This is a genomic window from Runella sp. MFBS21 (assembly GCF_029433105.1).
In the GTDB taxonomy this organism is placed as follows: domain Bacteria; phylum Bacteroidota; class Bacteroidia; order Cytophagales; family Spirosomataceae; genus Runella.
Genome location: NZ_JARNTW010000001.1, coordinates 272,192 through 286,580 on the forward strand (window position 1 = coordinate 272,192; position 14,389 = coordinate 286,580).

A 14,389-nucleotide genomic window follows, 5' to 3' on the forward strand; every position below is an offset into this window, starting at 1 on the left:
TTTCATTTTGCTTCAAACCAAAAGTTTTAGAAATTGCAGCTTCTAAAATCTGAATGTTATGGCGATGTTTGAAGATGATGAAAGTTTCGGGTTTGAAGATGAAGATTTTGACCCTGAAGAAGCCAATCAAGAATGGCAACAAGAGCGCGCACGGGTTGCCAATATGCCCATTATGCTCAAGGCTCGCGAAATCTTGGACACGGTGGATTCGTTGACTGAATTAATGGAAGAGGACGCAGGCATGGCACATTATCGAGATATTTTGTTTGAAGATGCCAGTATGATTTGCTCCAAAATCGCAGGTGCCGAGAGTCGAGAATTGTATAGTTTACGTATGGAAAATGCCGTGATTATTAAAATCCATGCCAGAAGCTTACTTACGCAGGTGTCAGGGCTAGCAATGATGGGGTTTAAAGAAAAGCATTATTTGGAGGTCTTGCGGGAAGAAATTGAGGAGTTTCGAGTATTGTTTATTGAATGGGTAGAGGGTTTTGACAAATCCAACGACATCCCCGATAATTGGGGTGTTTTGTTTCGATAAGATGAACTTATATTTCAAACAAAAAACCTTTTGATACTAACTCTTGGTAGCGTTTTTCATCAAAACAAAAATAATAAGCCCCGCGCCTAGAGGTGCCCTTTTGTTTCTCTTTGAGTTTTACTAATAAGTTCATATTCAGGATTTTCTTGCTAAAGTTTCGCTTGTCAAGGGGTCTTCCCAAGATAGACTCATATAGATTTCTGAGCTCAAGCATCGTAAATTTTTCGGGCAACAATTCAAAGCCAATAGGCTGGTATCTGACTTTTCGGCGAAGTTGATCAAGTGCTTTATGAAGCATCGAAAGATGGTCATAGACAAGGTTGAGTTTTAGAGCAGAAGAAATAGGATGCCATGTAGCTCCAAAATTGGAAGAGAGCTTGGATAAAGTAGGTTCTACTTCAATTAGGGCATAATAACAAGTCGTAATGACTCTTTCTGTAGGAACCCTAAATACATTTCCGAAGGTGTACACTTGCTCCATGTATACATTTTCGAGGCCCGTAAGACGCTCTACGGTGTTGCGGGCTGCATCGTCAATATTTTCATCAAGATGTACAAATCCCCCCAACAAAGCCCAGTATCCTTTAAAAGGCTCATAAGGGAATTTGTGAAGCAAAATGTGTAACTCCGTTCCATAAAACCCAAAAATGACACAATCAACCGAATTGAGCAGGCCAATTTCGCCGGCATGATAATGTGGCATAGCGCTATCTGTGAGGCGTGAAATAGGAAGATTGGTTTGGTTGAAAGTAGAAGAGTCGGACATATAAGCGTATAATTTTTCTCCAAATATGTTATGAAAAGACAGCAATGAATTGAAAATACCACTTCATTTTAAGGATACTTTTTAAATAAATCACTACAAAATGTGATAGACTGAGGCGGTGTTTAATGGTATCTAATAGAAATTTGTATATTTGGAGCCAATAAACAATATTAGACCAATCCATTCCGTTTTTGTCACAGCAAAAACCTAACAGTAATGATTTTACTTCAAGCGCAAACCGCCGTCGATTCAGTAGCTACCGCTGCCTCAGCCCCAGGGATTTCATTGTTTGATTTGTTGATGAAAGGTGGATGGGTGATGATTCCCCTCCTAATTATGTTTTTTTTGACGATATTCTTAATCATTGAGCGTTGGCTAGCTATCAATGCCAATGGTAAATTGGAAGAGAGTTTTATCGACAATATGAAGGACTTTGTTCAACAAGGCAATATCAAATCTGCCGAGTCTCTGTGTCGTAATCAACGCTCGGCGGCAGGGCGTATTTTTGAGAAAGCGATTGGACGCATTGGATATTCCATAAAAGATATTGAAAGCACCATCGAAAATGCCAGTCATATCGAAGTCTCTCGCCTCGAAAGCAACCTTTCGTATTTGGGGGTGATTGCGGGGATTGCGCCGATGCTTGGGTTTGTGGGAACCATTTCGGGGATTATCAACATCTTCTATAGCATCTCTCAATCCAATGATTTTGATATTAGTACTATCGCAAGTGGGATGTACGAAAAAATGGTGACTTCAGGCGCTGGTCTGATTGTGGGTTTGATTGCGTATATGGGCTATCACTTGCTCAATATGAAAATCGACCGTATCGCTCTGAAACTTCAAGCAGGCGCTTTTGATTTCTTAGATGTATTGCAAAAACCTATTACGAATCGCTAGTCACAGGTATTGCTTGGAAAGGGGTGTTTGTTGAAAAAGAATAAACACCTATCTAAGCAGTGAAGATGACTTACAAATACTTATGCTATGAAAATCCGCCGTAAAAGTAGATTCGCACCCGAGGTTTTTACGCAATCATTAAACGACATCATGTTTTTCTTGATGTTGTTCTTTTTGATTATCTCAACGATGGTGAATCCCAACGTCATCAAGTTGATGCTGCCTAAAGCTTCTGCTGCCCAACAAATGCAGAAGAAACAGACGACCCTGTCGGTAGATGCCGAAAAAAACTATTTTTTAGATAAAGAACCTGTTTCTAAAGAGCAATTGGAGTCGGCATTGTCGGCGGCTTTTGCGGGCATTCAAGAAAAAACGGTCATTTTGCAAGTTGACCAAAGCATTACAGTACAAGACTTGGTAGATGTGTTGGCGATTGGAGCTAAGCTCGATATCAAAATGGTAATGGCTGTTAAGAAATAACTCTTTAAAGCTTACCTTCTCTTCACAAATTAGAGTATATCATACGATAAAACGGGGGTTTTTACGCTAAAAGCAATCGTAAAGAGTAATTAAATTTGCCCTTGCTTATATAGCTGTAGTTCAGACTCTTAACACTCTAATTTGTAAAATCATGATTTTTTCTGAAAGAACTTTCGTAGATGCTTTGGGTGGGATTGTCATTCAAAGCAAGTTAGGGCCTGCTGTCAAGCGTAGCGGGTTTGAAAAGGTGCTTTTTCCGGGCGTAGAAGTGGGGCTTCCAGGTTGGGAACGCGCTCACAGCCAAGGTGCTGGTACAGGTTTTGAAAGTCCTAATGCCATCAGGTATGCCCCTCAAGAGGTCAATCAAGAATATCAAAGGTTAGGAATTGAACGCTACCTAAGAGACTTAGTGAATGATAGAAAGACTGAACTGTGGCTTACTACGGTCACTTACACACATCCGCGAAGTTTAAGGCTTAAAGAAATTCAGTACCGAGTTGATGAAGTTTTAAATGGTTTTTCGAGGCGGTTGTTTGAGGCTAGTATTGAGATTGAAAACAAAACAGAAAAGCCTAGAGTGGTAACCAACGCAACTCCTTTCTTGATTCATTAATCTTAAGGCCATATCTTCGGAATCCCCATAGTATGGGCATAGTTTTTAGGACAATGCGTATGTACATAGTCTAATAGCCGTTGCATATCGCGCTCAAAATCAACAAAATAATCTGGATTAAACTTTGCTAACTTTTTGAGGAGAGCTTCGGTTTTTTTTGCAATATATTCGGCACAAGTATCACTACGGCTATTGTGAACTTTGAGTAGGGGAGATTGATGTTCAAAAAAAGTCAAGAATAAGTAAATCGTAAGCTCAATTTCCCCGTATTTGTCTTTGGTGATTTTGACGTGCTGAGTGATGTCACCCATAAAACTCCTCATATCCATCATCATCCATCCGGGAGTGTCATGCGTCATTTGGGCTACTTTCAATATGCGCTTTTTGATGTCATCGCGGCGAGGCTGAATGGTATCTCCGTGTTCAATAAGTTCAAATTCAAATCTTTGGACTAGATTTTTATCTTTTCCTATCAAGCGAAGAAGCAACTTATCTTTTTCTTTTTGAGATAGCTGTACAATTGCTTTCTTTAGTTCATTGGACATCGCCATTTTAAATCCCTTTATAGTTTTTCTTTTTTTGCCGTGTTTCTAATTGCTTAACAACCTGCCCATATATTCTTTCCATAAAAACAGGGTTGGTTGAATAAAACTGATAGCTACGATTATAAGAGGCGGAGTCTACACCATATTTTTTGAATGCTCTCAATTTTAGTTGCTCCGTAATGATAGTCGACGAATCGAGAGATGTAATAGCCAACCGCCCTACTCGTGCCTCAATCAGGTGAATGTCGGCCAAAATTTGAGCCATTTTATCTTCAGTTATTGTTCCTTTGGGAATTTGAGGGTCACTTTGGCAACCTATTAAGAACAATACGAAAATTGAAAAACATAAAACTGTGCGATTTACCATGGCTGATTTTTTGTACTTTTGGATAGTTTAGTTACAAAAATACGCATGATTGAGCAATTTATTACTAAGATTCGACAGTACGAGATTAAGATTCGTAAGGCAGTCAACGCCGATATGCGTGGAAGCTTTCGCTCGGTGTTTAAGGGTTCGGGAGTGGAGTTTGCCGACTTGCGTGAATACCAATACGGAGACGACGTGCGCACCATTGATTGGAACGTATCGGCTAAAGGTCATGGTACTTTTGTTAAAATCTTTAGGGAAGAAAAAGAACAAACGGTATTTTTTTTGCTAGATGTAAGTGGGTCGCAGCAGGTGGGGGAAGTTTTTAGAACCAAACTTGATACTGCCAAAGAAATATGTGGGGTATTGGCACTGTCGGCGATACAGGAAGCAAGTCATGTAGGATTGCTTTGTTTTTCGGATCAAAAAGAAAAATACATTCGTCCTTCCAATGGCATGAAACATGGCTATGAGCTTATTACGGAATTATACAAACTCAAGCCTCAGTCTAATAAAACAAATCTTGCGGAGGCTATTCTATTTACCCTCAATGTAGTAAAACGGCGAAGCGTGGTGATTTTTGTTTCGGATTTTATTGACAAAAACTACGAGCATAATCTGCGCGCATTGGCTCGTAAACATGATTTAGTCATGATTCATTTGCAAGACCAGCGAGAAACTAACTTGCCTCGATTGGGGATTATTCCGATGGTAGACCCCGAATCAAATCGTACGGTGTGGGTCAATACTTCTTCACTTTGGTTTCGACGTAAAGTCAGGGAGGATTTTGGAAACGTAGGAAAACAAATTGAGCTTTTTGCCCGCCAAAATGATATTAATTATGTGTCTATTGATTCTAAACAAGACTATGTCGAGCCTTTGATTAAGCTCTTCCGTATTCGTCGCAACAAATAAGCTTTCATCCTAACTACGATTTTTGATATACCAATAAAAGCGTTATATATTTGGGGATATAACGAGCCCCTTTTTTCATGCAAGATATTTTAGCACCGCTTTTGTTTGCCATTATGGCTTTTTTATATGCTTCGGTAGGCCACGGAGGAGCAAGTGGGTATCTAGCTTTGATGGCTATCTTAGGCACTTCCCCGGCGCTTATGAAATCATCGGCTTTGATTCTGAATGTGTTTGTGTCATTGATTGCTTTTGTGCAGTATTATCGTGCGGGACATTTTCGTTGGAACCTGTTTTGGCCTTTTGCCCTTGCGAGTATTCCGCTTTCATACGTAGGTGCGACCTTACCCATTACTGATTCGCTTTACAAAAAACTCTTGGCAGTGGCCTTGGCTATTGCCATTGCTCGAATGCTCTTTCAGCCCGTTGATAAAGCGGAAAGCAAGCCTGTGCCACTGCTAGGTGCCTTGGCGATAGGTGGAGTGATTGGGCTATTGTCAGGAATGCTTGGGATTGGTGGAGGGATTATCCTGAGTCCAGTGATTTTATTGTTAGGATGGGGCAGAGTGAAAGAGACGGCGGCGGTTTCGGCCTTGTTTATTTTTGTCAATTCGATGTCGGGGTTGTCTGGACTTTTGCAGAAAGGGTTTGAGCCTAATGCTGAAATAACTACTTGGCTGATAGCTGCTTTGATAGGAGGCTTTTTGGGGGCATATCAAGGTAGTTTTAAATTTAATCTTCAAACGCTTCGATATATTTTAGCTTCGGTATTGTTGATTGCAGTGGCCAAACTATATTTGACCTAGTATCAAGCCTCCAATCATCAATAAGTGAAAAAATATCTTCTTTTTTTGTGCCTATTCTCTTGGCAGCTGAATGCTCAAAACTTAGACGTTCGTTTCTTACAAAATGTATATGGGAGCATTCATCCTACCAATGTAACTACCGAAAAGTTTTTGTCATCTACAGCTACACCTGTGAGTTTGGCTTTACCAGCGGGGTTGCTGATAACAGGTTTTTCAACCCATAATAAAACCTTACAGCAACAAGGTTGGCAGGCACTGGGAGGATTTGTGATAGCCAATGCAACTACTCAAATCTCCAAGAGGATTATATTGAGGGATCGTCCATTTGTGGCTCATCCTCAGTTGTTTGTGGCCCGTGTGGATGGAGAAGAACCTCATTATTCTTTTCCGTCGGGGCATACTACTGCGGCTTTTGCTACGGCTACTACTCTGGCTATCAATTATCCAAAGTGGTATGTGATTGTACCTGCTTATGCGTGGGCAGGAGCGGTAGGGTATTCGCGGATGCGATTGGGTGTACATTATCCAAGCGATATATTGGCGGGGGCTGTCACGGGGGCGGCGGGAGCGTGGCTATCGTACAAAATCCAACAGAAGTGGCTTCGTAGAAAAGCGCAAAGAAAGTAGAATCGAAAAGATATTTGCATTTTTCTAAGTTATCCTCTTACCTTTGTAGTCGATTCTGGCGCGCAGAATTTTTCAAAAATGGGGTGCCCTAACATGACGGGCTGAGATTATACCCTTAACACCTGAACCGGGTAATGCCGGCGGAGGGAATTTAAAATGTTAAAATTTACATCTTGGTTTTTGGCCGTAGCAACGGGAGTGTTGCTTTACGTGCCTGCACTTGCCCAGCTTTCGGTATCGGGCAAAATCACTGACGCAGAAGACAGTCAGCCACTGCCGGGAGCTACCGTTAGGGCGGGAAGTGTGAGAGGAACGGTGACTAATGAAAAAGGAGAATTTTCCCTTAAAAACCTACCTCGTGATACAGAAGTGTTGGAAGTGTCTTATGTAGGTTATGAAACCCAAAAAATCAATATTGGAGGTGAATCAACAGTTGAGGTTAAGTTACGGAGAAGTTCTTTCTCGGCCGATGAAGTGGTAATCAATGCTACTCGTGCCAACCAAAACTCGGCGGTAGCTTTTACCAATGTTGGAAAGCTAGAATTGAATAAACAAAACCTTGGGCAGGATTTGCCCGTGTTGCTCAACTTTACGCCTTCGCTCGTCACGACTTCTGATGCAGGGGCAGGGGTTGGTTATACAGGTTTGAGGATACGAGGTTCGGATGCTACGCGTATCAATGTTACTATCAATGGTATTCCATACAACGACGCTGAAAGTCAGGGAACATTTTGGGTCAATATGCCCGATTTTAGTTCTTCGGTGAGCAGTGTTCAGATTCAGCGCGGGGTAGGAACTTCTACCAACGGAGCGGCGGCGTTTGGAGCTACGGTCAATATCAATACCAACGAGTTTCGGAAAGAAGCTTATGCCGAAATCAACAATTCGGTAGGGTCTTTCAATACCCGTAAGCATACTGTCATGGCTGGAACGGGGCTGTTAAACGAAAGATTTACGATTGATGCACGTTTGTCCAAAATCACTTCCGACGGTTTTATTGACCGTGCCAAATCAGATTTAGGTTCTTTTTATGTATCTGGGGCTTATTTTGGAAAGAAAAGCTCTATCCGTATGAATGTCTTTTCAGGAAAAGAAGTAACCTACCAAGCTTGGGAAGGTACGCCTGAAGCAAAAATAAAAGGTGACCGCGAAGGTATTTTGGCTTATATAGACCGCAATGGTTTGAGTGAGCGGGATGCTCAAAATCTGTTGAATTCAAATAATCGTACTTACAATTTGTACTTGTACGACAATCAAGTTGATAACTATCAACAAGACCATTACCAACTGATTTCGTCGCACATACTCAACAAAAATTGGACGTTTAACCTCAACGGATTTTTGGTAAAAGGGCGAGGCTATTATGAACAATTTCGTGATAATGATCGCCTGCGAAATTACAAAATTCCGAATGTGATTATGGGTGGAGATACTATCACTCGCAGTGACTTGGTGCGGCGTCGTTGGTTGGATAATTCTTTCTACGGAACCACCTTTTCTTTAGATTATAACAGTTTCAAAAAACTAACGGCCAATATTGGCGGCGGCTGGAACCAATACGACGGTAACCACTTTGGTGAAGTGATTTGGGCGCGTTTTGGAGGCAATGCCAACATTCGTCAGCGATATTATGAAAATGTGGGTTTGAAAACCGATTTTAATCTTTACGCAAAGGCCTATTATCAATTGACTGAGAAACTGAATGTATTCGTGGATGCGCAAGTACGTAAGATTGGGTATTTTGTGAAAGGAGATGACAATCAGCAGCGGCAGCAAGCCCATGATGTCAACTATACTTTTTTCAATCCTAAAGGTGGGTTGACTTATCAGGTTTCGGAAAGCAGTACGGCTTTTGCATCGTTTAGTTTGGCGCATCGTGAACCTAATCGTGACGATTTTACCGAATCTACTCGGCAGATTCAGCCCAAGCCAGAAGTATTGCGAGATTGGGAAGTGGGGTATCGTTTCCAAAAAGGACGTGTAGCTGCTTCGATCGGGGGGTATTATATGAATTACAAAAACCAGCTTGTAGTATCGGGACAGCTCAATGACGTGGGGAATCCGATTAAAATCAACGTTCCCGAAAGTTATCGCGCGGGAATTGAACTAGAGTTTGGGGCGCAGCTAAGCAAGGAATGGAAATGGAATGCCAACGCGACATTTAGCCAAAATAAAATCAAAAACTTTACGGAGTATGTGATTGATTATGACGACGAAAATGGCGGCTATCAAGTCACCAATCATGGTAATACTGATATCGCATTGTCTCCCAATGTAATTGTGGGAAGTCAATGGGCATACACTCCCGTCAAAAACCTTGAAGTGGCATTACTGACCAAATATGTAGGAAAGCAATACCTCGACAATACTTCTAACAATGGTCGTAAAATAGATGCTTATTTTACCAACGACCTTCGACTCATCTATCGCATCAAGCCCAAATGGATGAATGAAATTACGGTAAGTGCCTTGGCCAACAATGTCTTCAATGAATTGTACGAATCCAACGGTTATACTTATAGCTATATTTACGGAGGCCAAACCACCACCGAAAATTTTTATTACCCACAAGCCGGGCGAAACTTCTTAGTGAGTTTGGGATTGAAGTTTTAATGATATTGTATAAAAGTCCGAGTATACATCACTCGGACTTTTATACAATATGGCTTACCTTGTCTCTCAAAAGTTCAATGAGTTTTTCATCCATCAATTCAAATTTGTCAGGGATGAATAAGACTTTTATTTCCTTGTTTCGAAGTATATCTCTAAACTGTTGTATAATGATGTCTTTATGTCGTTTTTCCATTACATATATAACATCTGCCCAATGAATTAACTTTTCATTGATTTTGATTCTTGATTGAGGACTTGTACCACAAGACTTGACTGAAAAATACTTATGATCCCGAAAAATCATTTCTGCGGTTAAACTTCTACGTTTATTACGAGAGCAAACAAAAAGTAATTTTGGCATAGGTACTTAGAGAAAGTAGGGAATAAAGTTGCCTTGAATACACCCTGGTATAGGAATTAAGTTATCTCCTTTCATATCGCATCCACTGATAGTAGTAATACTTTTATACCAAGTCTTTTCAAAGTCTTTGTGAATTTTTGAAAGCTCGACGAGTAAATGGAAACCTCCACGTGTACGTAATACCCTTAAACAATCTTCATTGATAAATTCTTTAATGGTAGGTAAAACACTTTCGGGTAAAATGTCGTCAAAATCTAAGTCAAAAAAAATCTTCCGACTACAAGCTTTTTGGATTTCTGAAAGTACTTCTTGGTGAGGGTTATAACCACTGTAATCACGAGTGATTAGGTCTACAAACTTTATAAGGGAATTTTTGGTAGCTTTCTCCAAATCTCTAGGGTTTGGGTTGATATAAATAGCCAAACTTTCTTGTGGAATGGCTAGTCCATTGGATTTATAGGCACCAAATTGTACTTCTAACTGCTTAATTTTATCAAATAGGTTTTCTTTGGTGGTAGTAAATCTTTTTAATAGTGCCTTATTTGCTTTTAAGACATTACTTTCCGTTTCGTATTTATTTCTGGCAAATAAAGAGATATAGTAAGTTTCGTGTTTTTCTAAGGTTGGTAACCACTCAATAAAATTGGTTAACAAAACTTCATCTTTAATAATCGTATAATTCATATGAGACATAAATTTGGTAGTCAGTCTAAATATAAAACTTATTTATGATTCAACCTTAAAGGTGATTGATTTGGACATCAGAGTTTATAAATAAACAATAAAGCCCTTCCATTTCTAAAAATTGGAAGGGCTTTATTGTTCGTTTTTTGGAATCCTATTCTACCAAAACCTTGGTTGTAATCATTTTCAATCCTGCGCTTATGCGAATAAAGTAACTTCCTTTGGTAGAGGTATTTATCTGAAAGAGGTCGTATTGTTGCCTTAGTGGTAAAGCACGCCCCAGAACATCAAAAAGCTCTACTTTTCCGTTTTTAAACTCAGCAGGAATATCCATTTTGAAGGTGCCATTGTTAGGATTGGGGAAAACCCTTAACTTACTTTCGACACTGTTTGGTTCGGCTCCTAATATAGGGCTGATGTCTATAAATATACCTTTAGAAACATTGTTGCAACCATTGTGGGTAACTTTCACCGTGTAATTTCCCGAGCTCGAAACTTCATAAGAAACTTTGTTGGCACCTTCTATATCTTCAGTATCTTTTTGCCATTGATAAGAAAACCTATTATCGCCTTTGTTGGCCTGTAAAATAGCTATAAATGAGGTGTTTCCGTTGGTCAAGGGGCTAATCTCAGCCGGTGGAGGAGAACTAAATTGGATACGGAGTTCATTGGAATTCATGGTCAGACAGTCGGTATCTTGGGCGATGATTTTGTAGGTTCCTGCTATAGAGGTATTGAGGCTGGTAGAGGTGGCGTTGAGTGTAATATTTTGATTGTCTTTTTGCCATTGATACCTAAAACCTTCTACTTCATTAACCTTCAACATAATGTTTTCGCCAGTACAAGCTTCTGTTTTAGAAGCCGTAATTTGGGGTTTAAGCGACGCGCAATTGAGCACCAGACGTTCTATTCGGCCTTTATAGACTAGCAAAATCTCTTGAGAAGATACTGGGAAAATATTGCTAATAAAGCGTGTATCTATGGCTGGAGTTACTCGAAAGGTAGTGTCACGCGTGCCGTCGCTATTGAGCCTTACAAATAAGATCTCGTCCGAAGCTTTCTCTTCATTGAAGTATTTACCATAAACCATGATTTTTTGGTCTTCTTGGATGTAGGCTGTACCATATAAGTTGTCTGGGAGAGCCGCTTGAAAGGTGTTGTCTATCACCGCGTTATCGTTGAAGCGTGATAGCTTTCCGTTCATTGTCGCAATCACTCTATCGCTGTATTGAGAGCCTTTCAATTTAAGGTAGTTTTGGGCTGAAATGATGACTGGAGTAAAAGAGGCATCCACTGAGCCATCTGCCAAAAAACGTGTGAGAGACATCGTTTGATTGTCAGAAGAGACTATTCGCGCTACGATGTTTTTTTGGTCTTTCAATGGCCAATATTCATAAAATTCAGAGGCAATGATACGTTGCTCAAATTCATTTTGAGGGGCTACGCGTTGGCCATCTTTATCCACAAGAAAACGTGCGGAGGTAGTCCAAGGGTTAGAAAATTGCCTAACCGCAAAGCGATTGTTTGGTAAGGGTAAAGTGCTAGCACTGTCTTTCAAAAATCTAGAATCTACATTTCCGTCGGGTTTTAAGAGATAAGAATTTCGATAAAACACAAAAACGGAGTTCCTATCAGTTTCTCGATTCATTACTATAGAGCCGTCATTTAGTGGAAAAACTTCGGGGTTCTTTACCGTATTGAAGGCTGTAATGTCCCCGTAATAGCCTGTGGGAGAAGGAAGTTGGTATTGGGCCGGAATGCTAGGTTTGGCTGATTGGTATTTAAAATTACTGTCCAATTTTCCGTCTTTATAAAAGCGATATAGTTGGGTGTCATAGCCGTTTTGGATATCAGCCAAAAATCGCTCATTGGCTAAAATCCCTCTTACGGCATTGACGGTAGAAATCCCAAGCTTAGGCTTTGATTTTTGAATGATATTGCCTTCATTATCTACCCAGAGTAATTCATCGGCATAATTTGTCAAAAGAAACTGCCCTTGGGGAAGGAGCGAAACTTTATATGCCCCAAACGCGGGATGAAGCGTGGTATCTTTGAGCAGAGGCTTGGCTTCATTGGTGTTTATCATAATCTTGTAAGGCATTTTAACACCGCGTTCGATGACAAAATCATCAGAACCAATGATAGTATTGCCCCATTTGTCAAACACTCCTGTGGGAAGAAGGTGGTTTTTTTCGAGCTTCCCGTCTTGGTCAAATAGGTAATAGGCTTTGGCCATACGATCCCTCATAAAAAGCTTTCCATTAGGAAAAAAGGAGATTTGAGGAAAAGGACCATCTGCAATCTCAAAAGGAAGACCATTGTGAATGAGAGTTGCCTTTTTTTCTAAAACGCCGTCTTTGCTAAATAGTTGAATGCTAATGTTTTTGTTTATGCGAGTAGCCAACAAAATTTTATCGTCGGCTTTGAGGCTGAGATCTAAAACGTAAGGGTCATATTGCTTGCCTGCTACGGGCTGAAACCGAAAAGTAGTATCTATTTGACCATTACTGAGCAGACGAAAAAGCTTATCGTTGCCAAGAGCTACTATTTTGCCGTCTGATTGAATTTTCCACTTATGAAAATGTGGGTGATAGCTTTGATAGACGGTATCAAGCCCTGCGTTTTCTTTGTTTTTTAAATGAGTGATATTTAGCATAGTACCCCACGTCTGAGGAGGGATAATCATCACTTTTCCATCCGCAAATACCCTGTGCTCATCGCCTACCAAAATCAGATTTGGCTTAAAAGTTTCATCCAGTGTTCCGTCTGGGTGGAGTCGAAACATATTGCCCGAAAAATGCTTGCCATTGATGTAATTGAAGCTGGAAGTACACAAAATGATTTTTCCATCTGGCAATACAATAGGTTCAGAGAAATAAAAATGAGTGGCTTCTTGATAAAAATCAGGGGTTCGGAAGGTAGCATCTAGTTCATACCTTTTCTTTTGCTGGCTATATACGCTGACGACAACCCACCCTATGAGATACAAGGTCATGCATACTCGTTTCATCTACAAAAATATTTTAGAATTAATACTTCACTTGAGGTTGTTCTTCTGCCGGTAGAGGATACAAAAGTATAGACGGAAACCCTCACGAAAGAGTTGTATAAAAACTCCTTAAATAGTGTAAATGACTATGAGTCAGTCTTTTTTAATAGTGAACTGCGGTAAAAAATAGCTGCTATTTTTCAATAGGCAAGTGTCACTAAGGAGAAGAGATGTCTATTTACTAGTAAGTTGGTGATGTACAGATTTTACAAAATCCACCGTGGTATCAGCAATTTCTGCAATTTGCTCAAAAGTTTTGTTACCTTCTCTAATAAGATAAGTAACAAACTTTGTCAGTTCTCTGCGTTGAGCAATAGCTTGTCCTTTGTCAAGTCCTAATAAGAAAGCCACATCTTTCTTTTCATCAATATATTTTGCGATGCTATCCATAATGATGGTTTTCAGTTTTTGTTCTAATTTACGTAGCTGTGCCAAAATACGCAACTGTGTAAAATATCTTTTTAACGCTAAATCCCCTTCTACAGTTTCTTCAAGTCGTGAAATTATACGTTTTAAGGCAATTTCGGTTGTTTCTTTGTTAAAGTTGGCTAAGACAGATAAAATAACTTCTTCGGGTTGGTTTGAGTTGAGAAAGGTTTTATAGTCTATGGTGTTGATTGCGAGTAAATTGTACTTAAAAGCTAAATCAAAGGTTTGAAGTGAACTTTGCATTAACATCTTACCCTTTCCTAAAAATATAACGTATTGGCGAACAGGAATCCGATACATTCTAAAAAGCATTGCTTTATAATCAAGCATACGATGAACCATTTCATCATCGTTTGCTACTTGAAATTCGATTTGAAGTATAAAAGTGTCCCCTTTCTTATCAGTTATTTTTTTGAGTACATCAGGCTTTCGTTCTTTTGTATGTTGAATGTCATCGGGCAGCTCTTCTATATGAACAGCCGTAATTTCGAGGACATTTTTCATAATACCTGAAATTACGGCTTCAATATTTTCCTTAAAAATCTTATCATATTGTGCATATTGTCGCCCACTTGACTGGTTTTTTTTCTTTTTTGCTTTCATGAAGTGAAATTACTAAAAGTGAGGTATAATTAATATACTACATTTAGTCAATGCTATCAATCAACATAGTTTTGAGAACTTAGATATGAGAAC

At 39.7% G+C, this 14,389-nt stretch carries 14 protein-coding genes and 1 riboswitch; of the genes, 8 read left to right on the forward strand and 6 right to left on the reverse strand.

From position 1 onward, the window contains the following. Positions 1–58 precede the first annotated feature (58 nt). Positions 59–541: a hypothetical protein gene (locus tag P1X15_RS00970; RefSeq protein ID WP_277336269.1), complete on the forward strand. Its 483-nt coding sequence runs from the start codon at positions 59–61 to the stop codon at positions 539–541. A gap of 7 nt (positions 542–548) precedes the next feature. Here P1X15_RS00970 and P1X15_RS00975 read toward each other — a convergent pair whose 3' ends face one another. Further along, positions 549–1,307 carry an NrtR DNA-binding winged helix domain-containing protein gene (locus P1X15_RS00975; protein ID WP_277336270.1) on the reverse strand — a complete coding sequence of 253 codons (759 nt, stop codon included), beginning with the start codon at positions 1,305–1,307 and terminating at the stop codon, positions 549–551. Positions 1,308–1,523: 216 nt separating this feature from the next. Here P1X15_RS00975 and P1X15_RS00980 point away from each other — a divergent pair, with 216 nt between their 5' ends. From P1X15_RS00980 to P1X15_RS00990, 3 genes are all read left to right on the forward strand, one after another. Continuing rightward, a complete protein-coding gene (locus P1X15_RS00980; RefSeq protein ID WP_028664491.1) occupies positions 1,524–2,207 on the forward strand; it encodes a MotA/TolQ/ExbB proton channel family protein in 684 nt (227 codons plus the stop codon). An 87-nt stretch (positions 2,208–2,294) separates the two neighbouring features. Then, a complete protein-coding gene (locus tag P1X15_RS00985) occupies positions 2,295–2,687 on the forward strand; it encodes a biopolymer transporter ExbD (protein WP_277336271.1) in 393 nt (130 codons plus the stop codon). A 151-nt stretch (positions 2,688–2,838) separates the two neighbouring features. After that, the gene (locus P1X15_RS00990) at positions 2,839–3,300 is read left to right on the forward strand and encodes a polymorphic toxin type 4 domain-containing protein (RefSeq protein WP_277336272.1); all 462 of its coding nucleotides are present in this window, start codon (positions 2,839–2,841) and stop codon (positions 3,298–3,300) included. Between the two features lie 2 nt (positions 3,301–3,302). Here P1X15_RS00990 and P1X15_RS00995 read toward each other — a convergent pair whose 3' ends face one another. Next, on the reverse strand, positions 3,303–3,845 hold the full coding sequence (locus tag P1X15_RS00995; RefSeq protein ID WP_310586000.1) for a hypothetical protein: 543 nt from the start codon (positions 3,843–3,845) through the stop codon (positions 3,303–3,305). A 7-nt stretch (positions 3,846–3,852) separates the two neighbouring features. Continuing rightward, complete coding sequence (locus P1X15_RS01000) at positions 3,853–4,110, reverse strand: DUF4296 domain-containing protein (protein ID WP_277336274.1); 258 nt, start codon at positions 4,108–4,110, stop codon at positions 3,853–3,855. A gap of 147 nt (positions 4,111–4,257) precedes the next feature. Here P1X15_RS01000 and P1X15_RS01005 point away from each other — a divergent pair, with 147 nt between their 5' ends. From P1X15_RS01005 to P1X15_RS01020, 4 genes are all read left to right on the forward strand, one after another. Continuing rightward, a complete protein-coding gene (locus P1X15_RS01005; protein ID WP_277336275.1) occupies positions 4,258–5,127 on the forward strand; it encodes a DUF58 domain-containing protein in 870 nt (289 codons plus the stop codon). Positions 5,128–5,204: 77 nt separating this feature from the next. Then, complete coding sequence (locus P1X15_RS01010) at positions 5,205–5,930, forward strand: sulfite exporter TauE/SafE family protein (RefSeq protein ID WP_277336276.1); 726 nt, start codon at positions 5,205–5,207, stop codon at positions 5,928–5,930. A 24-nt stretch (positions 5,931–5,954) separates the two neighbouring features. Further along, positions 5,955–6,557, forward strand: a complete 603-nt coding sequence (locus P1X15_RS01015) for a phosphatase PAP2 family protein (protein ID WP_277336277.1) — start codon at positions 5,955–5,957, stop codon at positions 6,555–6,557. 69 nt (positions 6,558–6,626) lie between these two features. Beyond that, positions 6,627–6,723: riboswitch (TPP riboswitch) on the forward strand. Next, positions 6,714–9,170, forward strand: coding sequence for a TonB-dependent receptor (locus P1X15_RS01020; protein WP_277336278.1), 2,457 nt, complete (start codon positions 6,714–6,716; stop codon positions 9,168–9,170). It overlaps the preceding riboswitch by 10 nt. Before the next feature lie 367 nt (positions 9,171–9,537). Here the strand turns inward: P1X15_RS01020 and P1X15_RS01025 are convergent, their stop codons facing one another. The 3 genes from P1X15_RS01025 to P1X15_RS01035 form a co-directional block, all read right to left on the reverse strand. Continuing rightward, complete coding sequence (locus tag P1X15_RS01025) at positions 9,538–10,215, reverse strand: hypothetical protein (protein ID WP_277336279.1); 678 nt, start codon at positions 10,213–10,215, stop codon at positions 9,538–9,540. A 154-nt stretch (positions 10,216–10,369) separates the two neighbouring features. Next, the gene (locus tag P1X15_RS01030; protein WP_277336280.1) at positions 10,370–13,225 is read right to left on the reverse strand and encodes a T9SS type A sorting domain-containing protein; all 2,856 of its coding nucleotides are present in this window, start codon (positions 13,223–13,225) and stop codon (positions 10,370–10,372) included. A gap of 213 nt (positions 13,226–13,438) precedes the next feature. Beyond that, a complete protein-coding gene (locus P1X15_RS01035; protein WP_277336281.1) occupies positions 13,439–14,296 on the reverse strand; it encodes a hypothetical protein in 858 nt (285 codons plus the stop codon). Between the last annotated feature and the right edge of the window lie 93 nt (positions 14,297–14,389).